The sequence below is a fragment of the Ruegeria sp. HKCCSA071 genome, from assembly GCF_017872555.1.
GTDB lineage: Bacteria > Pseudomonadota > Alphaproteobacteria > Rhodobacterales > Rhodobacteraceae > Ruegeria.
This window is the reverse complement of sequence record NZ_JAEDOX010000001.1, coordinates 604,013-629,118: the sequence shown is the minus strand read 5'-3', so window position 1 is coordinate 629,118 and position 25,106 is coordinate 604,013. Positions and strand designations below refer to the sequence as shown.

27 protein-coding genes are annotated in these 25,106 nt (G+C 56.8%); 14 read left to right on the top strand and 13 right to left on the bottom strand.

Translation table 11 applies throughout. The features are described 5' to 3' along the window. The 4 genes from lpxI (at position 1) to I9188_RS03125 (ending at position 3,173) form a co-directional block, all read left to right on the top strand. Positions 1 to 795 (top strand): UDP-2,3-diacylglucosamine diphosphatase LpxI, encoded by a 795-nt coding sequence (lpxI, locus tag I9188_RS03140; protein WP_209503979.1) that lies wholly within the window; start codon positions 1 to 3, stop codon positions 793 to 795. Beyond that, the gene (gene lpxB / locus I9188_RS03135) at positions 795 to 1,961 is read left to right on the top strand and encodes a lipid-A-disaccharide synthase (protein WP_209503978.1); all 1,167 of its coding nucleotides are present in this window, start codon (positions 795 to 797) and stop codon (positions 1,959 to 1,961) included. The genes lpxI and lpxB overlap by 1 nt, the downstream gene beginning before the upstream one ends. Beyond that, positions 1,954 to 2,529 (top strand): hypothetical protein, encoded by a 576-nt coding sequence (locus tag I9188_RS03130; RefSeq protein WP_209503977.1) that lies wholly within the window; start codon positions 1,954 to 1,956, stop codon positions 2,527 to 2,529. Before lpxB ends, I9188_RS03130 begins: the two co-directional genes overlap by 8 nt. Before the next feature lie 98 nt (positions 2,530 to 2,627). Then, a complete protein-coding gene (locus I9188_RS03125) occupies positions 2,628 to 3,173 on the top strand; it encodes a carboxymuconolactone decarboxylase family protein (RefSeq protein ID WP_209503976.1) in 546 nt (181 codons plus the stop codon). Here I9188_RS03125 and mnmA read toward each other — a convergent pair. Beyond that, positions 3,170 to 4,315 (bottom strand): tRNA 2-thiouridine(34) synthase MnmA, encoded by a 1,146-nt coding sequence (gene mnmA, locus I9188_RS03120; RefSeq protein ID WP_209503975.1) that lies wholly within the window; start codon positions 4,313 to 4,315, stop codon positions 3,170 to 3,172. The genes I9188_RS03125 and mnmA overlap by 4 nt on opposite strands. A gap of 128 nt (positions 4,316 to 4,443) precedes the next feature. Here mnmA and I9188_RS03115 point away from each other — a divergent pair, with 128 nt between their 5' ends. The 5 genes from I9188_RS03115 (at position 4,444) to I9188_RS20355 (ending at position 10,237) form a co-directional block, all read left to right on the top strand. Further along, on the top strand, positions 4,444 to 4,722 hold the full coding sequence (locus I9188_RS03115; protein ID WP_209503974.1) for a DUF1153 domain-containing protein: 279 nt from the start codon (positions 4,444 to 4,446) through the stop codon (positions 4,720 to 4,722). A 100-nt stretch (positions 4,723 to 4,822) separates the two neighbouring features. After that, positions 4,823 to 5,539, top strand: a complete 717-nt coding sequence (locus I9188_RS03110) for a response regulator transcription factor CtrA (RefSeq protein ID WP_209503973.1) — start codon at positions 4,823 to 4,825, stop codon at positions 5,537 to 5,539. Positions 5,540 to 5,662: 123 nt separating this feature from the next. Further along, positions 5,663 to 7,915 carry an NAD-dependent DNA ligase LigA gene (gene ligA / locus I9188_RS03105; RefSeq protein WP_209503972.1) on the top strand — a complete coding sequence of 751 codons (2,253 nt, stop codon included), beginning with the start codon at positions 5,663 to 5,665 and terminating at the stop codon, positions 7,913 to 7,915. Further along, positions 7,912 to 10,002 carry an ATP-dependent DNA helicase RecG gene (gene recG / locus I9188_RS03100; RefSeq protein ID WP_209503971.1) on the top strand — a complete coding sequence of 697 codons (2,091 nt, stop codon included), beginning with the start codon at positions 7,912 to 7,914 and terminating at the stop codon, positions 10,000 to 10,002. The genes ligA and recG overlap by 4 nt, the downstream gene beginning before the upstream one ends. 112 nt (positions 10,003 to 10,114) lie before the next feature. Beyond that, positions 10,115 to 10,237 carry a hypothetical protein gene (locus tag I9188_RS20355; protein WP_280922355.1) on the top strand — a complete coding sequence of 41 codons (123 nt, stop codon included), beginning with the start codon at positions 10,115 to 10,117 and terminating at the stop codon, positions 10,235 to 10,237. A gap of 185 nt (positions 10,238 to 10,422) precedes the next feature. Here the strand turns inward: I9188_RS20355 and I9188_RS03095 are convergent, their stop codons facing one another. Further along, positions 10,423 to 11,061 carry a MarC family protein gene (locus I9188_RS03095; RefSeq protein WP_209599559.1) on the bottom strand — a complete coding sequence of 213 codons (639 nt, stop codon included), beginning with the start codon at positions 11,059 to 11,061 and terminating at the stop codon, positions 10,423 to 10,425. Between the two features lie 58 nt (positions 11,062 to 11,119). After that, positions 11,120 to 11,572 (bottom strand): iron-sulfur cluster assembly scaffold protein, encoded by a 453-nt coding sequence (locus tag I9188_RS03090; protein WP_209503969.1) that lies wholly within the window; start codon positions 11,570 to 11,572, stop codon positions 11,120 to 11,122. 48 nt (positions 11,573 to 11,620) lie between these two features. Between I9188_RS03090 and hisI the strand changes: the two genes are divergently transcribed. Beyond that, positions 11,621 to 12,010 carry a phosphoribosyl-AMP cyclohydrolase gene (gene hisI, locus I9188_RS03085; protein WP_209503968.1) on the top strand — a complete coding sequence of 130 codons (390 nt, stop codon included), beginning with the start codon at positions 11,621 to 11,623 and terminating at the stop codon, positions 12,008 to 12,010. 3 nt (positions 12,011 to 12,013) lie between these two features. On the opposite strand, the gene gluQRS is transcribed toward hisI, so the two are convergent. The 4 genes from gluQRS to I9188_RS03065 form a co-directional block, all read right to left on the bottom strand. Next, positions 12,014 to 12,895 carry a tRNA glutamyl-Q(34) synthetase GluQRS gene (gene gluQRS, locus I9188_RS03080; protein ID WP_209503967.1) on the bottom strand — a complete coding sequence of 294 codons (882 nt, stop codon included), beginning with the start codon at positions 12,893 to 12,895 and terminating at the stop codon, positions 12,014 to 12,016. Beyond that, positions 12,892 to 13,506 carry a methyltransferase domain-containing protein gene (locus tag I9188_RS03075; RefSeq protein WP_209503966.1) on the bottom strand — a complete coding sequence of 205 codons (615 nt, stop codon included), beginning with the start codon at positions 13,504 to 13,506 and terminating at the stop codon, positions 12,892 to 12,894. The genes gluQRS and I9188_RS03075 overlap by 4 nt, the downstream gene beginning before the upstream one ends. Positions 13,507 to 13,543: 37 nt before the next feature. Next, positions 13,544 to 14,884, bottom strand: a complete 1,341-nt coding sequence (trmFO, locus tag I9188_RS03070) for a methylenetetrahydrofolate--tRNA-(uracil(54)-C(5))-methyltransferase (FADH(2)-oxidizing) TrmFO (protein ID WP_209503965.1) — start codon at positions 14,882 to 14,884, stop codon at positions 13,544 to 13,546. Between the two features lie 255 nt (positions 14,885 to 15,139). Further along, positions 15,140 to 15,925 (bottom strand): enoyl-CoA hydratase, encoded by a 786-nt coding sequence (locus tag I9188_RS03065; protein ID WP_209503964.1) that lies wholly within the window; start codon positions 15,923 to 15,925, stop codon positions 15,140 to 15,142. A gap of 58 nt (positions 15,926 to 15,983) precedes the next feature. Here I9188_RS03065 and I9188_RS03060 point away from each other — a divergent pair, with 58 nt between their 5' ends. Further along, on the top strand, positions 15,984 to 16,427 hold the full coding sequence (locus I9188_RS03060) for a PaaI family thioesterase (protein ID WP_209503963.1): 444 nt from the start codon (positions 15,984 to 15,986) through the stop codon (positions 16,425 to 16,427). Positions 16,428 to 16,487: 60 nt separating this feature from the next. On the opposite strand, the gene I9188_RS03055 is transcribed toward I9188_RS03060, so the two are convergent. Further along, the gene (locus I9188_RS03055) at positions 16,488 to 16,715 is read right to left on the bottom strand and encodes a DUF1127 domain-containing protein (RefSeq protein ID WP_209503962.1); all 228 of its coding nucleotides are present in this window, start codon (positions 16,713 to 16,715) and stop codon (positions 16,488 to 16,490) included. A 99-nt stretch (positions 16,716 to 16,814) separates the two neighbouring features. On the opposite strand from I9188_RS03055, the gene I9188_RS03050 reads away from it, so the two are divergent. The 3 genes from I9188_RS03050 to rpsI all read left to right on the top strand — a co-directional run bounded on the left by I9188_RS03050 (position 16,815) and on the right by rpsI (position 19,330). Next, positions 16,815 to 18,218 carry a PLP-dependent aminotransferase family protein gene (locus I9188_RS03050; RefSeq protein WP_209503961.1) on the top strand — a complete coding sequence of 468 codons (1,404 nt, stop codon included), beginning with the start codon at positions 16,815 to 16,817 and terminating at the stop codon, positions 18,216 to 18,218. A gap of 161 nt (positions 18,219 to 18,379) precedes the next feature. Next, a complete protein-coding gene (rplM, locus tag I9188_RS03045; RefSeq protein ID WP_209503960.1) occupies positions 18,380 to 18,838 on the top strand; it encodes a 50S ribosomal protein L13 in 459 nt (152 codons plus the stop codon). 6 nt (positions 18,839 to 18,844) lie between these two features. Next, the gene (gene rpsI, locus I9188_RS03040; RefSeq protein ID WP_209503959.1) at positions 18,845 to 19,330 is read left to right on the top strand and encodes a 30S ribosomal protein S9; all 486 of its coding nucleotides are present in this window, start codon (positions 18,845 to 18,847) and stop codon (positions 19,328 to 19,330) included. Positions 19,331 to 19,398: 68 nt separating this feature from the next. On the opposite strand, the gene I9188_RS03035 is transcribed toward rpsI, so the two are convergent. Genes I9188_RS03035 through I9188_RS03015 form a run of 5 tightly spaced genes read right to left on the bottom strand, consistent with a single transcriptional unit; the run spans position 19,399 to position 25,105 of the window. Continuing rightward, complete coding sequence (locus tag I9188_RS03035) at positions 19,399 to 20,559, bottom strand: ABC transporter substrate-binding protein (protein WP_209503958.1); 1,161 nt, start codon at positions 20,557 to 20,559, stop codon at positions 19,399 to 19,401. Positions 20,560 to 20,584: 25 nt separating this feature from the next. Further along, entirely contained in the window at positions 20,585 to 22,471 is a 1,887-nt protein-coding gene (locus I9188_RS03030; protein ID WP_209503957.1) for a long-chain fatty acid--CoA ligase, read from the bottom strand. Positions 22,472 to 22,476: 5 nt separating this feature from the next. After that, entirely contained in the window at positions 22,477 to 23,250 is a 774-nt protein-coding gene (locus I9188_RS03025) for an ABC transporter ATP-binding protein (protein ID WP_209503956.1), read from the bottom strand. Beyond that, positions 23,247 to 24,011, bottom strand: coding sequence for an ABC transporter ATP-binding protein (locus tag I9188_RS03020; RefSeq protein ID WP_209503955.1), 765 nt, complete (start codon positions 24,009 to 24,011; stop codon positions 23,247 to 23,249). The genes I9188_RS03025 and I9188_RS03020 overlap by 4 nt, the downstream gene beginning before the upstream one ends. Then, positions 24,008 to 25,105, bottom strand: coding sequence for a branched-chain amino acid ABC transporter permease (locus I9188_RS03015; RefSeq protein WP_209503954.1), 1,098 nt, complete (start codon positions 25,103 to 25,105; stop codon positions 24,008 to 24,010). The genes I9188_RS03020 and I9188_RS03015 overlap by 4 nt, the downstream gene beginning before the upstream one ends. Position 25,106: the final 1 nt, after the last annotated feature.

Here is a 25,106-nt window from a genome sequence, read left to right as displayed (position 1 = left end):
ATGCTTGCGTTGATTGCGGGAACCGGGGCGCTGCCGACCGAATTGGTTGCCCAACTGGCAGAACGTCCGCTGATCTGCGCGATGGAAGGGTTCCTGCCGGATGATCTGGTCGCAGATATCGTGTTTCCGCTTGAACAGCTTGGCAGTTTTATTGCCGGGCTTCAGGCGAAGGGCGTGACCGAGATTTGTATGGCCGGCGCAGTTCGGCGCCCGAAGGTTGATCCCAAACGTATTGACGCGGCAACGATGCCGTTAGTTCCGGTGATCCAGCAGGCCATGCTGTCGGGTGATGACGGAGCATTGCGGGCTATCATTGGCCTGCTGGAAGGTGCCGGTATGCGAGTCCGGTCAGCGCAGGAAATCGCCCCAAGCCTGTTGCCGCCTTTGGGCTGTCTGACCGAAGTGCATCCATCCGAAAGTGACATGACAGATGCAGACCGTGCTGCCGGAATTCTGCGGGCCATGGGGGCTGCGGATATTGGTCAGACCTGTGCCGTCTCAAAAGGGCAGGTGTTGGCAGTCGAGGGTATCTTTGGAACCGCCTGGATGCTTCAATCCCTGACGCAACGCCCGGACGCGGGCGGCGGCATATTGTTCAAAGGCCCAAAGCCCGATCAGGACCGGCGTGCTGATCTGCCTGCCATCGGGCCCGATACCGTCACGGATGCGGTCGCGGCAGGCTTGTCTGGCATCGTTCTGGAAAAGGGCGGTGTGCTGGTTTTGGAAAAAGAACAGGTCATCGCCGAATGTAACCGTCTTGGGCTGTTCCTGTATATTCGCGAGCGGGCAGTCTGATGCGCGTCTTTCTGGTCGCCGGTGAACCTTCGGGCGACCGGCTGGGCGGCGCGTTGATGGAGGGGCTGAAAACACTGATCCCCGATATTGAATTCGACGGGGTGGGCGGACCTTTGATGGCGGCTCAGGGGCTGACCAGCCGGTTTCCCATGTCGGAGCTTTCGGTGATGGGTTTGATCGAGGTTCTGCCGAAGTTTTTCCACCTCAAGCGTCGAATCTCGGAGACTGCGCAAGCTGTGTTGGACACACAGCCGGATGTCTTAATTACCATCGACAGCCCCGATTTCAGCCTGCGTGTCGCCAAAGTCGTCAAAGCCGCCAGTGATATTCGCACCGTGCATTACGTCGCGCCCAGTGTCTGGGCCTGGCGTCCGGGACGGGCGGATAAAATGGCAAAGGTTATCGACCACGTGCTGGCACTGCTTCCGTTCGAGCCGCCATACATGGAGCGGGCCGGGATGGAGTGCGACTTTGTCGGCCACCCGGTCGCCAGCGAACCGACGGCAACACCGGCCGAGATTTCGGCATTCCGGAGCAAGTACGACCTGGGCGATGCACCAATCCTGCTGGCTCTGCCCGGATCGCGCCGGGGTGAAATTGAGCGTCTGGCAGACACGTTCGGTGAGGCATTGCAGCTGTTTTTGAAGGACCATCCAAGTTATCGCGTCGTGGTTCCAACCGTGGGTGCGACAACTGATTTGGTCAACGCTCTGACGCAAAACTGGCCGGGTGCACCAAAAGTGCTCGACCCGCGACAAATGGGGGCCCGGCTAGCCACGGTCGAAAAACGCGCGGCCTTTGGCACGGCATGTATTGCGCTGGCCGCTTCGGGTACTGTTTCGTTGGAACTGGCCGCGCAGAATACACCTATGGTGATCGCCTACAAACTCAATTGGCTAACCCAGAAAATGGCTGAACGCATGGTCAAGCTGGACACTGTTACATTGGTTAATCTGGTATCTGAAACACGCGCCGTGCCTGAATGCCTGCTGAACGATTGCCAACCAGAAATGATCGCCAAAGCCCTGCATGATGTGACCAACGCCCCTGACGCTCAGAAACTCGCGATGAACCTGACAATGGAACGGTTGGGGCGCGGAGGAGATGCTCCGGGATTGCGGGCGGCACGGGCTGTGCTGGACAGAATGCAGATTAAGAATGCTTGATCACGCGCTGTTCGCCGCTTCAGCCGGGATTGCCATGATATCCACTAATCTGGACAATCTGGCCGTCTTGCTGGGTTTGGTATTGGTGATCGAGCAGCGCCGCGCCATTATTGGCTTTGCTGTCGCACAGACAATCGTTCTGACAATGGCCATGACCGTCGCATTGGGCGTTGACCAGAGTGGCGCGCCGTTTTGGATCGGGTTTCTGGGTCTTGTGCCACTGGTCTTTGGTCTGCGCGGTATCTGGCGGCAGTTCGTCGGGGCCAATTCTGAAGGAACCGAGGCAAAAGGGGCCGTAACATCGGTGGTTACCCTGTTCCTGAGCCTGTCGATTGACAGTTTCGCGGTCATGACACCGCTATTGGCGGATTCTGCCCCTTCATACCGTGTTGCCGCCTTGATTGGCGCAGCACTGGCTGCTTCAGTTCTGGTCTTTACCGCCGCCTGGGGCGCCCCTCGGGCCAAAAGCCTGGGGCCACGCGTTGCCCGTATGGATCGGATCGCCCCATACATCATGGTCTGCGTCGGGCTCTATATCCTCTTCAATTCGCCCACGGATACCCTGTAACAGGCTTGTTCCGGCGTTCCGTCTCGGGTTTGTGATCCGCGAGCGTCTGTTGCTGCGGAGCGGACTTAAGATATCCTAGCGGAAAAGGAGATTTAATCATGACCCGCATCCCCCCTTTGGCGGACGCCGAGATGGCAGACGAGACACGCGTGTCACATGCGGTTTTGGGTGCTTATGGCCCGTTCGACAATTGGGCCCGGGTCGCCGCACATTGTCCACCGGTTCTGGAACATATCGCGGGCATGTTGACGGCGTTGCGGGAACAGCAGACCTTGCCGCGTCGTGCGCTGGAACTGGCCATGTTGACGGTTTCCAAATTGAACGCCTGTGACTACTGCGTCTCGCATCATACTCCGCTGTTGACGGTTGCAGGTCTCAGCCCCGAAGGCGCTGCGCGTTTGCTAGATGTCGACAACCACCCCGAACTGGACGCGTGCGACAAGGCCGTCGTGCGATACGCCGAGGCTGTAACGACACGATCAGGCCGTATGCGCGACGCCGAGGTTTCCGGCCTGCGGGACTGGTTCAGCGATGCCCAGATTGTCGAGTTAACCTGGCGCATCGCATTGTGCGGTGCATTCAACCGGTTCAACGATGCGCTTCAGATCCAGATCGAACCCGAGGTTGAACCCGTTTCAGCCTAGTACCCACGCCAGATCCAGCCGCCGCCAAAGATGCGGCTGCCTTCTGAGGCATAGAAGACGCAGGCCTGACCGGGCGAGATGCCTTCTTCGGGTGTCAGCAATTCAACTTCGGCAGTGGTGTCGGACAGCGGTCGAATAATGGCCTCGCGCGGGGGGCGGGTCGAACGGACCTTGACTGAAAGGTGCCATTCTTCGCGCGATGTGAAGGGTTCATCGCCCAGCCAGTTGATCTCACGCACGGGAACGACACGCGTTGCTAGCATCTCTTTGGGACCGACGACGACCTGTTTCTTGTCCACGTCCAGCTTGACCACATAAAGCGGCTCGCTCAGGCCGCCGATGCCCAAGCCGCGCCTTTGGCCGATCGTGTAATGGATCACCCCGTTATGCTGCGCCAGTACGCGGCCATCGGCATGAACAATCTCGCCCGGCTCCGCAGCACCGGGGCGCAGCTTTTCTATGACGCTGGCATAGTTGCCGTCGGGCACAAAGCAGATGTCCTGACTGTCTGGCTTGTCCGCCACAGACAACCCATATTGAGCCGCCATTTCGCGGGTCGCGTCTTTTGACGGCAGGTGACCAAGCGGGAAGCGCAGGAAATCAAGCTGTTCCGGCGTTGTCGAAAACAGGAAATAGGATTGGTCCCGGTTGGCATCTTCGGCGCTGTGCAGTTCCGGGCCGTCTGGCCCCATTTTGCGCTGGATATAGTGCCCGGTGGCCATACAGTCGGCCTCAAGATCCTTGGCGGTTTCCAGAAGGTCCTTGAATTTTACCCGCTCGTTGCAGCGAATGCAGGGGACGGGTGTTGCGCCCGCCAGATAGCTTTCCGCAAACTCATCGATCACCGCGTCTTTGAAGATGTTTTCATAGTCCAGAACATAGTGGGGAAACCCGCGCTCTTCCGCCACACGGCGCGCATCGTGGATATCGATCCCGGCACAACACGCCCCTTTCTTGGCCAGAGCCGCGCCATGGTCATAGAGTTGCAGTGTCACCCCCACCACATCATAGCCCTGATCGGCCAAGTAGGCCGCGACGACAGAGCTATCGACGCCCCCTGACATGGCCACAACCACCCGCGTTTCCGACGGTGGTTTGGCAAAGCCAAGCGAGTTCAGCGGGGTCTCGGTGTCGAGGGCCATTGGCGGTTCCTGTCCGGGTTAAGAAAGACCGGCAGAATATAGGAAAATTCTACACACTCTCAAGAGGCGGTTTCATACGACCTTAAGTAGGCTGGTGCCAGCTTTGATGCAGCAAAAAGGGTAAAGCGATGTATTTGCACAAAGTGGAAGGGCCAAGGTCTGTTTCTCTGCCGGACGGGTCCATACTGACGCGCGCCGATCTGCCGCCAACAAGCACAAGGCGGTGGGTGGCCTCACGCAAGATTCTGGTCGTGCGTGGGGTGCTTTACGGGCTGATCAGCCTGTCTGAGGCAAAACAGAAATACGGCATCAGCGACGAAGAATTCAACGGCTGGGTTTCCCTAGTCGCGGAACACGGTGTCGAGGCTTTGAAAGCCACGGCCTTAAAAAAGTATCTACAACCTTAAGGCGAGCGGGAATAAATGATTCAACGGTAACGTCAGATTAACCATTCTTGGTCAGGTTTGATTTTAATTGGAATTATTGACCCGAATTGGAGCAGTGAAAATGCGTATACTTCTTGTCGAGGATGATCCGACCACGTCTAAAAGCATCGAACTGATGCTGACGCATGCGAACCTAAACGTTTATGCAACGGATCTTGGCGAAGAAGGTATCGATCTGGCAAAGCTCTACGATTACGACCTGATCTTGCTGGACCTGAACCTGCCGGACATGAACGGGCATGAAGTGTTGCGCCAGTTGCGGATTGCCCGGGTGGAAACACCTATCCTGATCCTGTCGGGCGCAGATGATACGGACAGCAAGATCAAAGGTTTCGGGTTTGGCGCGGATGACTATCTGACCAAACCCTTCCATCGCGAAGAACTGGTGGCTCGCATTCATGCCATCATCCGCCGGTCGAAAGGGCATTCGCAGTCCATCATCCACACTGGTCGCGTGGCTGTAAATCTGGACGCCAAGACCATTGAGGTGGACGGAAAAACCGTGCACCTGACAGGAAAAGAGTACCAGATGCTGGAATTGCTCAGCTTGCGTAAGGGCACGACTCTGACCAAGGAAATGTTTCTGAACCACTTATACGGCGGCATGGATGAACCCGAGTTGAAGATCATCGACGTCTTCATCTGCAAACTGCGCAAAAAGCTTAGCAACGCAACGGGTGGCGAGAATTATATCGAAACCGTATGGGGCCGGGGTTACGTGTTGCGCGATCCGCAAAGCAACACTCTGGACGAGACGCGAATGGCGGTCGGCCTCTGATTTGAACCGTTTGTGTCGCTGGTAGTCCAGGGCGGCACGTTGCACTCACGGCTCAGCACATCTGGACCTGGCCATGACCTCGCCCTATCACTGAGGTCCAAGAACGCGTGACAGGGCGAGGCCATGAGCAATTCCATTCCCATATCAGACCTGACGGATGATGAGGCGCGTGCCGAACTGGCGCGGTTGGCGGACATCCTGTCGCGAGCCAACACTCTGTATCACGCAGAAGATGCGCCCGAGTTGTCGGATGCGGACTATGATGCCCTCAAACGCAGAAACGCCGAGATCGAGGCGCGTTTCCCCCACTTGAAACGTGCTGACAGTCCGACAGAGCAAGTCGGGGCCAAACCGGCGGACGGGTTTTCGAAAGTTACTCATGCCGTCCGAATGATGTCACTGGGCAACGCGTTCGACGATGGGGACATTGCCGATTTCGACACCTCGATTCGCAAATATCTGGGCCTTGATGCAGGCGCGCCACTGGCTTTCACAGCTGAACCCAAGATCGACGGCCTGTCTTTGTCCTTGCGATATGAGAACGGACAGCTGGTTCAGGCCGCGACACGGGGCGACGGTGAAGTTGGCGAGAACGTAACGGCCAACGCGTGCACCGTCTCTGATATTCCACAGCTGATTGAAAACGCGCCCGAAATTCTTGAAGTCCGGGGCGAGATTTACATGTCTCACTCTGATTTCGAGGCGTTGAATAAGCGGCAGGCTGAACGGGGGGGCAAATCCTTTGCCAACCCGCGCAATGCGGCGGCAGGGTCACTGCGTCAGCTGGATTCGGAAATCACCCGATCCCGCCCGCTGCGCTTTTTCTCCTATGCCTGGGGTGAACTGTCAGAGCCTTTGGCGGATACCCAGATGGGAGCGATTGAGCGTCTTGCGGCCCTTGGGTTCCCCACGAATCCCTTGACCCGGCTATATACCACGACTGAGGACATGATCGCTCATTACCGAGATATCGAAGCGCAGCGTGCGACCTTGGGGTATGATATCGATGGGGTTGTCTACAAGGTAAACGATCTGTCGTTGCAGGCGCGTTTGGGTTTCCGCTCAACGACGCCAAGATGGGCAATCGCACATAAGTTCCCAGCCGAACTGGCCTGGACCAGATTGGAGGCGATCGACATTCAGGTTGGTCGCACAGGGGCGCTCAGCCCCGTAGCACGGTTGCATCCTGTAACGGTTGGCGGGGTGGTAGTTTCCAATGCCACATTGCACAACGAAGATTACATCGCCGGGCGCGATGCCAAAGGCGGCACGATCCGTGATGGAAAAGATATCCGAGTGGGCGATTGGGTTCAGGTCTATCGCGCGGGCGACGTGATCCCCAAACTGTCGGATGTCGACTTGTCCAAACGCCCCGCCGATGCACGCCCCTTTGCCTTTCCGACACATTGCCCCGAATGCGAGAGCGATGCGATCCGCGAAGAAGGCGACGCGGTTCGACGGTGCACCGGCGGCCTGATCTGTCCTGCGCAGGCCGTTGAAAAGCTGAAACATTTCGTGTCGCGCAAAGCATTTGATATAGAAGGGCTGGGTGCAAAACAGATTGAAATGTTCTATGGTGATCCAACCCTTCCGATCAATGCGCCAGCTGATATCTTCACGCTGGAACAGCGGGACTCAGCTAGTCTGACGCGGTTGAAAAACCGGGACGGGTGGGGCGAAACATCCGCCAGGAACCTGTTCGAAGCCATTGATGAAAAACGGAAGATTCCCTTTGCGCGCTTGTTGTTCGCACTGGGCATTCGTCATGTTGGTGAAGTGGGCGCGCGTGATCTGGCACTTTTTTACCGCGACTGGGATGCAATGGCGCTCGCGTTGGACACTGCACGCCCGGCTGCGCTGGCCCAAAGGCGGGCGGATGAGGCGGAAGATGCCGAGCGTGCGGCGGCCCAGCTTGAAGGGCGTCGCGCGCGCGTGAAAGAAGTGCGGGACGCAGCCATCGCGGATGCCAATGTCGGTGCAGATGCCAATGCCGCCTGGACAGAGCTGATCGGCATCGACGGTATTGGCGCAACGCTTGGCCTTTCGCTGTCGGACGCATTTGCCAATGAAGAGGAACGACGGGCTTTCGACACGCTGCGCAGCGAATTGACGGTTATCGCCCCCGACGCGCCAGCCTCGGACAGTCCGGTCGCGGGTAAAACCGTAGTGTTCACCGGAACGCTGGAAAAGATGACCCGCGCCGAAGCCAAAGCGCGGGCCGAGGCGTTGGGCGCGAAGGTTTCCGGTTCTGTCAGCAAAAAAACCGATATTCTGATCGCCGGTCCCGGGGCCGGATCAAAGGCGAAAAAGGCGGCGGAACTTGGGATCGAAACTTTGGACGAGGATGGCTGGCTTCAGCTGATAGAAGGCGCATGAGCGGACGGCCCGAACAGCTTTTCCCACTATTCGCGGGGCTGGAAACGTTGGATGGTGTCGGCCCCAAGACGGCGCAGGCAATGGCGCAGACCGGGGTGGAATCCCCGCGCGATGTACTGTTCAGCCTGCCTTATGCCGTGGTGGATCGGCGCAGGCGGGATACAATTCAAGGGGTGGACCTGCCGGCCACTCTGACCGTGGAAGTGACAGTTGGCCCGCACAGACCGCCCCGCAACAAAGGGGGGGCCTACCGCGTTCATGTCGAAGACAGTCAGGCCGATTTCCAGCTGGTCTTTTTCCACGCACGTGGTGAGTATCTGAAGAAAGTGTTGCCGCAAGGATCACGCCGCGTGGTTTCCGGCAAGTTGGAACTGTTCGACGGCATGGCACAGATGGTGCATCCGGATCACATGCTGCCCGTTGAACAAGCCGGAGATATCCCGGAATTCGAACCGGTTTACCACCTGACGCAAGGGCTGACCCAGAAAACAGCATTCAAGGCCAGCCGCAGCGCATTGGCACGCGCTCCCAAGCTAGAGGAATGGATCGATCCGGCGCAGGTGTCACAGCAAAACTGGCCGAACTGGTCGGCGGCCATTCACGCCGGTCACAACCCGCGTGGCGCTGATGATGTCGCGCCGTTTGCCCCTGCGCGTCAGAGATTGGCGTATGACGAATTGTTTGCGCATCAGCTGACGCTCGCTCTGGCCCGGCAGCGAGAGCGCAAGTCGCGGGGGATCGTCAGCGTTGGAACCGGGGCACTGCAATCGAAAGTGCTGGCAAGCCTTCCATATCGCCCGACTGGTGCACAAACGCGCTCTATTGATGAGATTTCGGCTGATATGGCGTCAGACGCCCGAATGAACCGGCTGTTACAGGGCGACGTCGGCGCCGGTAAGACGCTGGTGGCCTTCATGGCCCTTCTGATCGCGGTTGAGGCTGGCGGGCAGGGCGTGATGATGGCCCCGACTGAAATTCTGGCACGCCAGCATCTGGAAGGGTTGCGCCCCCTGGCCGAGCAGGCCGGAGTGGTTCTGGAACTGCTCACCGGTCGTGACAAGGGCGCGGAGCGGCGCGCCAAGCTTGAGGCGCTTAAACAAGGCGATATTCACATTCTGGTTGGCACACATGCAGTGTTTCAAAGCGATGTTGAATTCAAGGCGCTGAGATTGGCCATCGTCGACGAACAGCACCGGTTTGGCGTGCGGCAGAGAATGGAATTGTCGGAAAAAGGCAAGGGGGCCGATGTTCTGGTAATGACTGCCACCCCCATCCCGCGCAGTCTGGCGCTGGCGCAATATGGCGATATGGATGTTTCGGTGTTGGATGAAAAACCTCCGGGGCGAAAACCGATCAAAACGGCAATTGTCAGCACACAGCGTATGGACGAAGTCATCGCCCACCTGCGGCGTGCGATTGATGAGGGGCGACAGTGTTACTGGGTGTGCCCACTGGTCGACGAATCCGAAGTTTCGGACCTGACAGCGGCCGAGGAACGCTTCAAACGCTTGAGGGCCATTTTGGGCGAGGGTGTTGTGGGGCTGGTTCATGGACAGATGCCGCCCGCCGACAAAGATGCCGCGATGAGCGCGTTTCAGACCGGGCAAACAAAGGTCCTTGTTGCCACGACGGTAATCGAGGTCGGCGTGAACGTACCCAACGCAACGATCATGGTCATTGAACGGGCCGAGATTTTTGGGCTGGCACAATTACACCAGTTGCGGGGGCGCGTTGGGCGCGGGGATGCGGAATCCACCTGTTTGCTGATGTATCAATCACCGCTCAGCGAGGGAGGGCGCAAGCGGCTGGAGGTTCTGCGCGAGACAGAGGATGGCTTCCGAATCTCGGAAACTGACCTTGAGATGCGAGGCGCGGGCGATCTGATCGGGACTGCGCAATCCGGGTTGCCAAAATTCCATATCGCGGACCTGGAACGTCAGGCAGGATTGATGGCAGTCGCCCAATCCGATGCGCGGGCGTTGCTGACGACCGATCCCAAGCTGACCTCGGTCAGGGGACAGGCCGCGCGTGTTCTGCTTTGGCTGATGAAACAGGATCAGGCGATCCGTTTGATTTCAGTGGGTTAGCTGCAACGTTCCCTAAAGTTCACAAATGTTCTCAAAAAGTTCTTTACCTGCGCTTGGAAATATGAGAACAAAAGGTCAACAAAGGATTAAAACTCTGACCGGAGGTGACCCTATGCTGACCCAGATCAAGACCGCTTTCTGCCGCGCGCAATCGACTATCCTGCAGGATGCCGTTGGCGTGGTGTCTTTGGTCGTGATGCTGATGGTGGCCCTTCACCTGCCGGTTGGTTTCTAAGCCTTTCTGCCTGCGATCTCGTGCCGAAATATCCGCGCTGTCATCCCCATTTCAGTCAAGGGTGACCTGCCTGTCCCAAACCCCTTGAGGGGCCATGCCTCGGCCCCGCGCGGTACACCGGACCCCACGCGAGACACGCAATACCTGCCGCCGCCCTTTCGCCCGGAAAGCGCGGCGGCTTTTTTTTACAACTGGCCGGTTTTGAAGATTTCCAACAGCGCGGACAGGACTGAGTTGGCAGCAACCGAGGCCAAGATCATGCCCATGACACGGCTGATGATGGCCGCGCCTGAATGACCGATCAGCCGAATGATGGGCTCGGCCAATAGCATCAGCACAAACGCAACCAGCAATACAGAAAGCATGACAAGCGCTGTGATACCCTGATCTGCAATACTGTAGCGGTGGTTGTCTGTCAGGATAACGATTGCCAGCATTACGCCGGGGGATGCCAGTGAAGGCACGGCAAGCGGGAAGATCGCGGGGTTCTGCTGGTGATACGCGTCTTCACGATCTTCTTCGGCTTGCCTTTGTTCAACCTCTTGTTTGCTCTCACCAAAGATCATCGTCAGGGCAAAAAGAAACAGGATAATGCCGCCAGCGACTTGAAACGAATTCAGCCCGATATCCAGCGCTTCAATCAGCACCTGACCAAATACTAGGAAGAACAGCAATACGGCAGCACTTATCACGGCTGCTAACAGCGCTGTCCGCCGTCGGCCTGTCGCGTCCAATCCGGCCGTAACGGCAATGAAAACGGGAATTGTTCCAATCGGGTCGATAACGACCCAAAGCGTCACGAAATGCTCGAGCAAATTATTCAAACCCATCCCTCCTGAAATCTGGGCAGAGGGTAAACGGCTTTACGCCAAATAGCTATAATCAGGCGCAGTTTGCCTGTTCAGCCTGCGCCATAGCCTCAGCCGCGGCATCCAGAACCAGCAGGATCGACGCGTGGCGGTTCTTATAATCCCGTGCGGGCATAAGCACTTCAAGGCCGTCAAACGGCGCATCAGGTGCGGGGCCACCAGTCTTGAGCATGGCCGCCAACTGGTCGCGCGCAGCTTCGACCTGCGCCCGCGACGCGCCAATTATTGCATCTCCGACGACCGAGGCGGACGCTTGCCCCAAAGCACAGGCCTTGACGTCCTGACCAAAGGCACTGATCTGACCGTCGCGAACCTTGATGTCGACAGTTACAGTCGATCCGCATAAAGGCGAGCGTTTCTTAACAGTTGCATCGGGATCTTCCAGTCGTTCAAGATACGGAATATCCGCAGCCAGCGCCAGAATGCGCCCGGAGTACAGCTTAATCAGGTCGTTCTCGCCGCTCATGGCTTTCCCTCGTCGTGTGTTACCCATACATAGTGGCCAGCCCACCGGTTGCAAAAGGTTTTTAAGATGTCTGACCCAGTCGTGTTTGATCCCTCTACCTTGAGATTTAATGAGGCGGGTCTGATCCCGGCGATTGTGCAGGATGAAACATCAGGCGAAGTTCTGATGATGGCCTGGATGAATGTGCAGTCGGTTGAGAAGACCCTTGAAACCGGGCGGGTAACCTATTGGTCGCGCTCGCGGCAGGCCTTCTGGATCAAGGGCGAAACCTCGGGCCATGTGCAGGAATTGGTGGATTTCCGGATCGATTGCGACCGGGACTGCCTATTGGTTCTGGTCCGTCAAACCGGTGCAGCCTGCCATACTAACCGACGAACCTGTTTTTTTACCGCCGTTCGGGATGGGATCGAAACTGAACTGATGGCGCCAATGGAGTAGGGGTCAAAGCCCAACCATTCGGCGAATGTCGTCGGGGCTGGCTCCTTCGGCCCGGTATTTTGAAATCGCGCGGGCATCGTCGCGTTTGGCCAGCCGTTTGCCTGCACCATCGCGGATCAGATCATGGTGGAAATACTCAGGTGTCGGCAGGTTCAGTAACGCCTGCAAAAGAACGTGGATGCGGGTCGCGTCAAACAGGTCCCGTCCTCGAACCACCTGTGTTACGCCCTGAGCAGCATCGTCAAGAACGACGGACAAATGATACGACGTCCCCATGTCACGGCGGGACAGAACAACATCACCTATGGTGGTTATCAACTCATCAGGCGTGAAAGTGATAATGCCGGTTTCGCCGCCCGGACCCGAACCCAGCTCAAGAAACCGATACCTGTCGGGGTTGCGGACCGCCTGACACGCCTTGACCACGTCCAATCGCAACGGATCCTGAGTTGGACGAGGAAGTTTCGATAAATCTTTGCCAGCAAACCTTTTTTGACAGGTTCCGGGGTAAACAAGCCCATCGGGTCCAAGCATCGGCGCGCCTTCCTGCGGCGCACTGGTTGCAGCGGCGATATCTTTGCGATTACACGTGCATGGATACAAAAGACCCTGCGCCCATAGCTGATCCAGCGCCTTTTGGTAAACGCCCATACGATCCGATTGGCGCATCACTGGTTCCGGCCATGTCAGCCCCAACCATCTGAGGTCGCTGTATATCTGATCCTCCCATAGCTGCCGCGAGCGGGATTGATCGATATCCTCAATTCGCAGCAAGAACCGGCCGTTTTCAGAAGCAGCACGATCGCTGGCAACCAACGCAGAATATGCGTGCCCAAGGTGAAGGGGGCCTGTTGGGGATGGCGCAAAGCGCGTTACGAGAGTCACGCTTTTTCTAATACATACACGTCAGAGTTAAGGTTGATACCGGGCAGGTGGGGGCCGTGTTCGCGAAATAACAAACGTGCGGCCCCCATGTCGACCCAATCCGTCAGACGGCAGGTGAATTTATAGTCCGCCAACGCATGATCGTTCAGCGAAAAGCCAAGCAAACCACCCTTGGGCAGTGCGTGCATCAGCAGATCCAGTGTCTCGGGCGGGGCAGCACCTTTTCCGATCACTCCTATGGCAGTGATCATCGTGTATTCCCCACGCTTCAACGGAGCGGGCTTGGCGATATCGAATCCGGTCAGAGTTCGATAAACGCCTTTGCTGGCGGCTTCCTGAAGCATGTTCTCTGTTGGGTCCATCCCGTCGATGACCTCAAAACCAACAGCGCGCAGGGCAAGCCCCGACAACCCGGTGCCGCAGCCATAATCCAGAATTGGGGTCTGCGGCCTTGGCGCGAACGACCACAAAGCCGCTGCTACACGGCCCGGCGTGGCGTAACCGTGTTCACCAACTTCCTTTTCATAGGTCGCAGCCCAGTTCTGATAGTGCGCTTCAGTCGCTTCAGGCGTGCTGAGGTTGTATGTGCTGTTCAGAAACGTGTCGTTCATTCCAGCATGCTAGGCCGAGACCGCATTACGCGTCCAGTCAGCAATGTTCCAACCAGGTACTCCATTCAGCTTTGGCCCGGTCGGTATAGGCCTTGTACCGGTCTTTACGACCCCGACGACCGCCTTTCAGACCATCCACGGGGCGAAACAGGCCGAAATTCACGTTCATCGGCTGAAAGGTCTTGGCCTCGGCACCGCCCGTAATGTGATGGATCAAAGCACCCATTGCGCTGTCTTGCGGAACGGTTGGCAGGTCACGCCCCAAAATCTGAGCAGCGGCAAGCCGACCAGCCAGCAACCCCATCGCGGCGCTTTCTACATAGCCTTCGACGCCCGTGATCTGTCCGGCAAACCGGATGTTGGGTTTGGATTTCAACCGCATTTGCGAATCCAAAAGCGTGGGAGAGTTGATGAACGTGTTGCGGTGGATGCCGCCCAACCGGGCAAAGCTGGCATTTTCCAAACCCGGGATCATTCGGAACACGTCGGTCTGGGCGCCATACTTCATCTTGGTCTGGAAACCCACGATGTTGAACAAGGTGCCCAACGCGTTATCACGGCGCAGCTGCACCACTGCATGCGGTTTCACATTGGGCTCATGCGGGTTGGTCAGCCCGACCGGTTTCATCGGACCATGGCGCAGCGTTTCGCGACCGCGTTCGGCCATAACCTCGATGGGTAGACAGCCGTCAAAGTAACCTGCTGTCTCTCCTTCGTGAAATTCGGTTTTATCTGCTGCCAGAAGCGCATCTATGAAGGCTTCGTACTGATCCCGGTCCATCGGACAGTTCAGATAGGCTGTCCGCTCTTCTTCAGTCTCGCCCTTGTCGTAGCGTGATTGCATCCACGCTTTGCTCATGTCGATGCTCTCGGCATAGACGATCGGTGCGATGGCGTCGAAAAAGGCAAGTGCGTCAGACCCTGTCTCGGCCTGGATGGCCTGACCCAGCGCGGACGACGTCAGGGGACCGGTCGCAAAGACCCACTGACCTTGGTCGGGCAGGGTCGTTACTTCTTCGTCGGTTACCGTCACGCGCGGATGGGCGCGAAGTTTTGCAGTCACACTTTCTGCAAACGGGTCACGATCCACAGCCAGAGCGCCACCGGCTGGCAAGCGGTGTTCATCGGCTGTTGTCATGATCAACCCATTGGCGGCGCGCATTTCCCAATGCAGCAGGCCCACTGCGTTCTGCTCATCATCATCCGAACGGAACGAGTTCGAGCACACCATTTCCGCCAGGTTGCCGGTCTGGTGTGCAAAGGTGCCGATGGTCGGACGCATTTCGTGAATCACAACATCCACGCCCATTTCAGCAGCTTGCCAGGCAGCTTCTGACCCGGCCATGCCGCCGCCTACAATATGCAAAACTTGTGTCATGCGATGCCACATAGGGCAGACCACAATCGGGCGCAACTGAGGCAAAGCAGTTTGGCGAATTTTATGAAAGGGGTCTTGGGGTCGCCGCTGCGGGATTGTCAGCGCTGGTGAGAGAGACCAGCTGGAGGGACCTTCCGCCCACGGCGACCCAAAAGTGTCCTGAGGCCTTGGCCTCGACCCAGCTTTGCCACAGAGTCGCCCTTTTGAAAAGTGCAAAATTCAAAACAGTGGCGAAAAATGTGCAAAACAATTGCTTTATTGGGACCAATTTGGGGGACGTTTTTCGATAAAGGCTGAAATGCCTTCTTCGGTATCCCGGTACAGCATGTTCTGCGCCATGACGTCGCCGGTATAGTCATAGGCCTGATCCAGCGGCATCAGAAGCTGTTGATAAAACGCCTCTTTGCCTATCTTGACGGCGGCTCCTAGCTTGGAGGCAACCTGTTCTGCAAGCGCATTGGCTTCTTGTTCAAGATGCGTCATCGGGACAACGCGGTTGACCAAACCCAAATCGGCAGCACGTTCGGCTGATATGAAGTCTCCTGTTGTCAGCATCTCAAATGCCTGCTTTCTGGGGATATTGCGGCTGAGGGCCACCATTGGGGTGGAGCAGAATAAGCCGATATTAACGCCGTTCACTCCAAACCGCGTGTCTTCGGCGGCGACGGCCATGTCACAGGTGGCCACCAACTGACACCCGGCGGCGGTTGCAATGCCGTGGACCTGTGCGATGACGGGCTGGGGCAGGGACTGGATTGACATCATCACCTTCGCGCAGCGCGAAAACAGGTCATTGAAATAAGCTTTGCCACCATCTTCGGACTGGCGTCCGGCCGTCATCTGTTTCAGATCGTGGCCAGCGCAAAATGCCTTGCCCTGACCCGCCAGGATCACTGCCCGGATCGACGTGTCTTCACGCAACGTGTCCAGTTCAGCCTGAAGCGCCGACAGCATCTCGTCACTCAGCGCGTTCAGCCGCTCTGGGGCGTTCATTGTTAGCCGTGCAACAGCGCCGGTGTCGTTACGTTCCAGAATTGCCATCTTGCCCTCCGATCCCATGTTGGGCCAACTCTAAGTCGGTATGAGCAGGAGGGAAAGCATGGCGTTGGCAATGAACCGGGACGAACTGTCACAATACCTTAAGGAGGTTTTCCCACAGGTGCATAAAGACTTTGTCGTCGAGGACCTGACCCAAGATACAATCACCATGCGCCTTGTTGTGCAGGATCAGCATCTGCGGCCGGGGGGGACGGTTTCAGGGCCATCCATGTTTGGGCTGGCCGATGTTTGTGTTTACGCGATGGTTCTGGCGCGAAAAGGGCGTCAATCCCTGGCGGTCACAACGAACAGTTCCCTGGACTTTCTGCGCAAACCAGAAGGCAACACGGACATGATCGCCAAATGTCGCCTGCTCAAACTGGGCCGGACTTTGGCCGTCGGTGACGTGCTGATGTATTCCGATGGCGCGGAAGACCCTGTTGCCAGAGCGACGATGACCTATTCCCTGCCACCTGCAGGGTCTGCGGCGGCGAAATTCGGATAAAAAAAGACCGGGGACAAGCCCCGGCCAGGAAGAGGTCCCAATAATGGGACTGGGGATCAGTTAAATCTGCCAAAAATGGCGCTTTACCTCGCGGCGCGCATCATGGCGTGTCAAACCGACATCTCTGAGCAAGCGGTCATCCAGATAACTAAGATTTATGCGGCTGCGACGACGACGTTCCCATTGAGTGACCGCCGCCGCAAACCGCACGGCCAGTGCGGCGGCCAGAGGCAGCCGGGGGCTGTCGGTCAGCAGCAGAAGGGCGGGGGTGTGCATTGTGCGTGTCATCTCGGAATTCCTTTCAAATTGTATTGACACAAATTAGTTGTACTTGGTACACATGACTGATACATTTGAAATTGTGTCAAAAGCAAAGGAAGAATTGTAATGGATACAATTTGGCCAGAGGCGTTGCCGAAATCCAAAGGACCGAAATACACTCTGGTTGCTGACACAATTCGAAAAGCCATAGATAACAAATCTTTGGAAGTCGGTGTCAAACTTCCTCCGGTGCGCGAACTGGCATATCGGCTGCAAATAACACCAGGTACAGTCGCGCGCGCCTATACAATCCTGACAGATGAGGGGTTGTTACAAGCCGAAGTCGGACGTGGTACATTTGTTGCGCCGCCGAAATCGCCCATTCTTGACGACGTTTGGGCGCGGCAACTGCATCTTCGCGACGACAAGTACAACGCCAATGTAAGCCTGTTTAGCCCAAGGTTGGCGGATATGGGGCAGGTGTCCCTGATCCGTGAATGTTTGAAAAAAGTGTCGCAAGCCGATCCGGGTTTGTTTCTGAATTACCCGACGCGCGATGCGTACCAGCCCGTACGACAGGCGGTTGTGGACTGGTTGTCAGATCTTCCGCTGGGTCCACTGACCCATGATGATATTGTGTTGACACATGGTGGCCAGAACGGGCTTTGCGTTGTGTTTCAGACGATCCTGCGCGGGCCCAAACCTGTCGTTCTGGTCGAGGACCTGTCTTATGCCGGGTTCCGTCGCGCAGGCGAACTGATGCGCGCGGAAGTGGTCGGTGTGAAGATGGACAGATGGGGTGTCGATCCGGCAGCGTTAGAACATGTTCTGCGCCACACGACAGCGCAGGCCGTCTGCGTGTCGCCAGAAGTTCAAAACCCAACGGGCGCACACACACCGTTGGAGCGGAGGAAAGAGATCGTTGAGATTGCCCGTCGCTTTGATTTGCAGATCATTGAAGATGACTGCTATCGCATGGGCGATGCCCGAGAGCCCAGCTTTCGGGCGCTGGCGCCTGAACGGGGATGGCATGTGTCATCAATCTCGAAGATTCTGACACCGGCATTGCGTGTGGGTTTTGCTATCGCCCCCAGAGAAAGAAGTGTGGATTTGCGCCGGTCCGCTGAATACGGATATTTCGGATTGGCCCAACCCTTGGCGGAGTTAACCCGTCATTTGCTGTCCGATCCGCGCACGCGCCAGATCGCCAAGGATGTGCGCACGCGGATGGGGGATTATCTACGCGTTGCCGTCAATACCCTGGGTGGGTTTGATCTGAACTGGGCCCCGGACGTTCCCTTTGTCTGGCTGAACCTTCCGTCTGGCTGGCGGTCGGCTGCATTCAGTCGCGCGGCCGAGCGGGAAGGGATACAACTCCGATCCGCCGACGAGTTCGCGCTGCGCGATGGGCGCGCGCCGAACGCGGTCCGTATCGCCATGAATGGTCATGTGTCGCTTGAACGGTTCGAGGACGCGATGCAGCGCCTGCGCGTTCTATTGGACAATCCGCCTGAACAAATCAGCGTTTGAAGATGGGGTAAAATAATACCTATTTTGTAACGCGTTGTTTTTACGAATATAAATAAGCCAAGTGCCGCTTGACCTGCGTGCAGGCACCTCATAAAACCCGTCCATCGAATTCGGGCCGCTCCGCTGGGGCGGTCTTTCACATCAAACAGGACTATCCTGCCATGAAAACCTTTTCTGCAACACCTGCAGACATCGACAAGAAGTGGATCCTGATCGACGCCGAAGGCGTTGTTCTTGGCCGTCTTGCCTCGATCGTCGCCATGCGCCTGCGTGGCAAGCACAAAGCGTCGTTTACTCCGAACATGGACATGGGCGACAATGTCATCGTGATCAACGCTGACAAAATCCAGATGACTGGTAAGAAGCGCGAAGAAAACTTCTACTGGCACACTGGCCACCCGGGCGGCATCAAGTCGCGCACCAAACAGCAGATTCTGGAAGGTGCACACCCCGAGCGCGTGGTCTTCCAGGCCGTCAAGCGCATGCTGCCAGGCAACCGCCTGTCGCGCCAGCAGATGACCAACCTGCGTATCTATGCCGGTGCCGAGCACCCGCACGAGGCCCAGGCCCCCGAAGTTCTGGACGTCAAGTCCATGAACAAGAAAAACACCCGGAGCTAATGACCGATGGTTGATCAGATCAATACTCTCGAAGAGCTGAGCGCCGTCGCAGGCGTTGAAACCGTGGCCGAAGAAGTCATCGTACGTGAACCCGTACGTGACGAGCTGGGCCGCTCCTATGCCACCGGCAAGCGTAAAGACGCTGTTGCCCGCGTCTGGATCAAGCCGGGTTCCGGCAAAGTCACCGTGAACGGCAAAGATCAGGACGTCTATTTTGCACGCCCCGTTCTGCAGCTGATCCTGCGCCAGCCGTTCCAGGTTGCCGGCGTAGAAGGTGAATTCGACGTTGTTGCAACCGTCAAAGGCGGTGGCCTGACCGGTCAGGCCGGTGCGGTCAAGCATGGCATCTCGAAAGCGCTGCAACTCTATGATCCGAACCTGCGTGGTGCCCTGAAAGCCGCTGGCTTCCTGACCCGCGACAGCCGCGTTGTGGAACGTAAGAAATTCGGTAAGCGTAAAGCCCGCCGTTCGTTCCAGTTCTCGAAGCGTTAATTCGCTGGGAATACCCAAAAGAAAGGGCTCGCACTTGCGAGCCCTTTTGCTTTGCGCTGGTCAGGGATTCATTCTTCGTAAACGAGTTTCCACGCACCGTTTTCAACAACGTTGACGAACACAGTATCCGCGCCCTGATGGTCTTCAGGACCATAGGTGATGTGGTTGCCGACCAGATCGTCCTGATAATCCAGCGTTTCCATCGCTGCGATGAAACTGTCCTGCGTCAGATCGGGGCCTGCGGCTTCTAACGCCTTGACCATCATCTCAGCCGCCGAATAACCCAGCATGGCAAATCCGACCGGATCTTCGCCGGTGGCTGCCTTGTATTCCTCGATAAATGCGGCCGGAGCAGGTTGATCCGCACGCGCCCAAAGATCCTGCCACGAAGCTGCCGCGTAGAATCCATCAGTCACGCCACCGGGTACCTGCGCCACGACCGTCAGGAAACTGGCCGAGGTGCCGAGAAATTTCATATCGGTCAGGCCCATTTTCTTAGCGGTGCCCACGACAGTGATCGCCTGCCGCACCCCAAGCGCCATGGTGACGACATCGCAACCCTCTTCCTTGAGCTTGCTCAGCGATCCAACGAAATCCGTCTCATCCGGTTTGTGGGTGGTTTCTGATCCAAAAGTGATCCCGGCTTCTTCGGCTCCGGCCTTGCTGCCTTCTAGAATTTCCTCACCAAAATCTGTCGGCAGGTACATGGTGCAGACCGTCTTTGATCCAAACTCGCCAGCCAGATAGTTCACACCGACACGCGCCTGATCGAAATAGGTCGAGAAGGAGGTGAACTTGTTCCGCATAGGTTCCTGCAACATCTGACGCGCAGCAGTAAGAGGCGCCACGTTGGGAATGCCTTTGGGATCCAACAGCTTGAACCCTGCCATGTTCATCGGCGTTCCAAGCGACTGCAACATGGCAAATACCTTGTCGCGATTCAGCAGTTTGTTATAGCCCTGCATGGCTCGCGGCATCTGATAGCCATTGTCTTCGACCACGTAACGAATTTTGCGCCCGTGCACGCCGCCAGCCGCATTCACCCGATCAAAGACAACATTTGCACCTTTGGTTGCCGGAACACCCACCGCGGCGAATATCCCGCTCAGGTCGTTGACCGAACCAATGACAATCTCATCATCGGTCACGCCCTGTGTTTGCGCCCAACCAAGTGTTGCCGATGCTGTCAGCAGTGATGCAGCCGCCAGCCTGTTGCATAATTTCTTCATCTCTTTCCTCCCGTTAATCTTTTGGTCAAGTGTACATGTCTTCGATCAGATGCCCGTGTCTCTTTTCTACCAATCCGCGTTTCAGCTTCATCGTGGCTGTAAGCTCGTCGTCTTCAGCGGTCAGCAGGACATCAATCAGACGGAAATCCTTGATCTGCTCGACCCGCGCAAATTCTGCATTAACAGCGGCAATTTCCGAACTGATCAACTGCCTGATTTCCGGTGCTGCGCATAGCGAGGCAAAATTCGAGAAGGGGATTTTATGGCCCTGCGCGTATTTTTCGACATTTTCCTGATCAATCATGATCAGTGCCGTCAGAAATTTGCGCCTGTCCCCGATGATGATTGCATCCGCGACATAATGACAGAACTTAAGGCGGCTTTCGATCTGGGCGGGGGTGATGTTCTTACCACCTGCGGTGATGATAATGTCCTTCAGGCGGCCCGTGATGGTGACATAGCCATCCTTATCTAATGTCCCCATATCCCCGGTACGCAGCCAGCCGTCGGCGGTGAAGGTTTCTGCGGTTTTCGCGTTGTTGCGCCAGTATCCCTGAAAAATGTTCAGGCCCTTCAGTTGGATTTCGCCATCGCCCGAGATACGGATGTCGCAGCCTTCGACGGCTTTGCCTATGGTTCCGATCTTATTGCTGTCTGTGGTGTTGAGCGTGGCAAGGCCCGAAGTTTCGGTCATCCCGAACCCTTCCACCAACGGCACGCCGATGGACCAGTACCATTTCAGCAGATCAGTCGAGATTGGGGCGGCACCTGTTCCGCCTCGTCGCAGTTTGTCCAGACCCAGCATCCGGCGCAGGTTTTTCAAAACCAGCTGATCCCAGAACCAGAATCTGGTGGCGACGCCGGTTGGAACAGGTTGGCCAGCACTCAAATATCCGGCACGGCGCGCACCAGTTTTCAATGCCAGGCCGAATGCCAGCCGCCCCAAAGGTGTGGCTTCCTGTGTCAGGATCTGGATATGTGAGTAGATCTTTTCCCAAACCCTTGGCACCGCTGTGAAGGTTGTCGGCGAAACCTCCTGAAGGTTTGCAAAAACAGTTTCAGGGCTTTCGGCAAAATTGACAGTGCAGCGGGCCGCCAATGGAAAATAGACCGAGACATTACGTTCCAGAATGTGACACAGAGGCAGGAAACACAGCTGTTCATCGCTGGGCAGCGCTGGCAGCGCCCGTGCCGCGGATTCGATGGCCGCCAGAATATTTTCATGGCTAAGCATTGCGCCTTTCGGCTGACCGGTTGTGCCCGACGTATAGACCAGCAAGGCAGTGTCCTGCGGTTTGGCCAATGCAATTTCCGCTTCGAAGCGCCCGGGCTCGGCCAACTCGGCCTTGTGGCCCAAGGCGAACAGCTCGTCGATCATCATGCAGCGCGGATGGTTCAGGTCATGTAGTCCTTCGTCCTCGAGGATGATCACCTTGATCAGATCGGGAACCTCGGTCTCAATTCCCAGAAACTTGTCCAGATGCTCTTCATCCTCGACAATCAGAAACCGGCTGCCGCTGTCGTTGATCAGATACTGCAACTGACTGGCAGAATCCGTCGTGTAGACGCCGGAAGCGATACCGCCAACGCCCTGAATACCCATGTCGAGCCAAGCCCATTCCTTGCGATCTTCGGACAGGATAGAGACCACATCGCCGCGTTCCAGCCCCAGCTTGCGCAAGGCCAGCCCGATCCACTTGGCATGCTGCCAATAATCGGCCCAGGAATAGGATCTCCAGATACCCAGGTCTTTTTCGCGATGCGCCGTTCGGCTGCCCAGTTCGGCACATCGGCTTTGGAACAACTCGGCAATGGTGATGCAGCCATCAACTCGTACCGGTCGCTGACCCGCTGTTGCGTTGAACTGAACGCCGTTTATCACGACCTGAGGGGGGAGGGGCGTGGCGTCCATCCGTTTTACCTCCACGTCTTTTTCCGCTTCCAGCGGCGGCTTTCGCGTGCACCTTCTTCCTGTTTTCCAAGATAGAAGCTTTGAATGTCCTCGGATTGCAAAAGCGCGTCCGCGGCACCGTCCATGACGATGCGACCCACCTCCATGACATAGCCGTGATGCGCCAGTTCCAGCGCCGCATTGGCATTCTGTTCAACCAGCAACATCGTCATATTCTGCTCTTCGTTCAAGCGCTTGAGAATGCCGAAGATCTCTTGCACCAGCAGAGGGGACAGGCCCAAAGACGGCTCATCCAGCAACATGATACGAGGTCTGGCCATCAATCCGCGCCCTATGGCCAGCATCTGTTGCTGCCCACCCGAAAGGGTTCCGGCCTCTTGCGACCGACGGCTTTTCAGAACCGGAAAATAACGAAAGACCAGCTCACGATCCTGTTCGATCTGGTCTTTGTCTTTGCGGGTGTAGGCGCCGAGGCTCAGGTTTTCATCAACCGTCAGCAGTGGAAAAACTTCGCGCCCTTCCGGGATGTGGACCACCCCGCGCTGGACAACCTTGTGCGGCTCCCAGCCCTGGATGTCACCGCCGTCAAAGGTAATCGTTCCCTTTTCCGGGTCCATCACACCAGAGATGGTTTTCATCAATGTGGTCTTGCCCGCGCCGTTTGCGCCAAGGATCGACACGATTTTGCCTTCGTGAACATCCAGCGAAACGCCCCGAATGGCCATGATTGGGCCATAGAAACTTTCGATATTGCGAACTTGCAAGATCGGAGCGTTCATGAGGCTTTCCCCAGATATGCCTCGATCACGGCCGGGTGCGATTGCACATCTGCCGGTGGCCCGAGGGCCAGCTTTGCCCCATCTGCCATGGCCAGGACCCGGTCGGACACGCCCGATACCAATCCCATGTCGTGTTCGACCATCAGCACGGTAATGCCCATTTGCCGCCGGATATCGTCGATCCACCAACGCATATCGGTCGTCTCTTCCACTGAGAGTCCCGAGGCCGGTTCATCCAGCAGCAGCAACTTGGGATCGGTCGCCAGGGCACGTGCAACTTCGACCACTTTGCGCACGCCGTAAGGCAGCCCGGAAATCAACTTGTCGCGATAGGCCTGCAGGTCGAGGAAATCGATAATCTGTTCGACTTTTTCCCGGTTCTCCAGCTCTTGCCGTCGGACCGCAGGGGTGAACAAGAGTTCTGAAATCAGGTTCGTCTTGCGGTGCCGATGCCGTCCAACCAAAAGGTTTTGCAGGACAGTTGCGTGTTCGAAGAGCTCGATGTTCTGGAAGGTCCGCGCCACACCAAAGGCCGCCACGCCTGATGGTTTGGCCTGAAGCAGATCGTGACCATCAAACCGGATCGACCCTGAAAACGGATCGTAAAAGCGCGAGATCAGATTGAAGACCGTCGATTTGCCCGCGCCATTCGGCCCGACTATGGCAAAGACTTCGCCCTGCTGAACCTCGAAGGACAAATTGTCCACGGCCGTCAGACCACCAAATTTCAAGGTAACGTTTTCAAATTCAAGCAAGCTCATCTCAGACGCTCCGTCTTGAGATAGGATTTCTGCCGTTTGAACATGTCCTTGCGATAGAAAGGAAACAGTTCGAACCAGGTGCGGATTTTCAGCCAGCGGCCATAGATGCCCATGGGTTCAAAAAGGATGAAGCCGATCAGGATCATGCCAAAGATGCCGAACTCCAGCCCCGGAATGGCAACGGTGTTTCCGCCGAAGATCGCGCCGACATATTCCTTTGAAATCGATAGAAACTGCGGCAAAAAGCCGATGACAATCGCGCCCAGAAACGCGCCGTGGATCGAGCCCAGCCCGCCGATAACGATCATCATCAGCAATTGGATCGAGATCAGGACGCTGAAGGTTTCATTGTTAAACGCACCGGCAAACAGCCCCATTAACGCGCCGGCCCAACCTGTAACCGCACAGGACAGGGCGAATGAAATCATCTTTGTTCGCGCGATATCGATACCCATCGCCTGCGCCGATACCTCGGAGTCGCGCACGGCGATAAAGCTGCGTCCTAGCGGGGCCCGCAGCAGGTTTATATATCCCAACGTGACCAGAACGGTGACGTACAGAACCAGCCAGTAAAAAAGATCAGGCGTCCCCCAGCGGTCAACCGTAAGGCCAAAGATATCGAACCCGCCGATATATTTGCCCGCGACACCACCAGTGATCGGCTCGGACAATACGATGATGTCATCCATCAGGATGGACAGCGCCATGGTAAAGATCGCCAGGTAGATACCGTGAAGCCTCAGGGCAGGGACTGCAACGGTCACGCCCGCGATCCCGGTCAGAATTCCGGCCAGCGGAAACGCGACCAGAAAAGGCACGCCTGCCTCAATCAGGGCCACGTTGGCGTAACAGCCAAAGGCCAGAAAGGCCGCATGGCCCAGACTGACTTGCCCTGTATGTCCGGTCAGGATCATCAGACCCAACCCGGCGATGGCCCAGATCAGAACGTTTGTCAGTTCGCCCAGATAGAAATCGTCGAGCGCGAAAGGCGCAGCCGCGACGACAAACAGAAGAAGTAGATAAAGGCGCAGCTGGAACCCGTCTTTCCAGGGGCGAATATCCTGCATGTAGTCGGTTTTGAAAACGATCCGCATG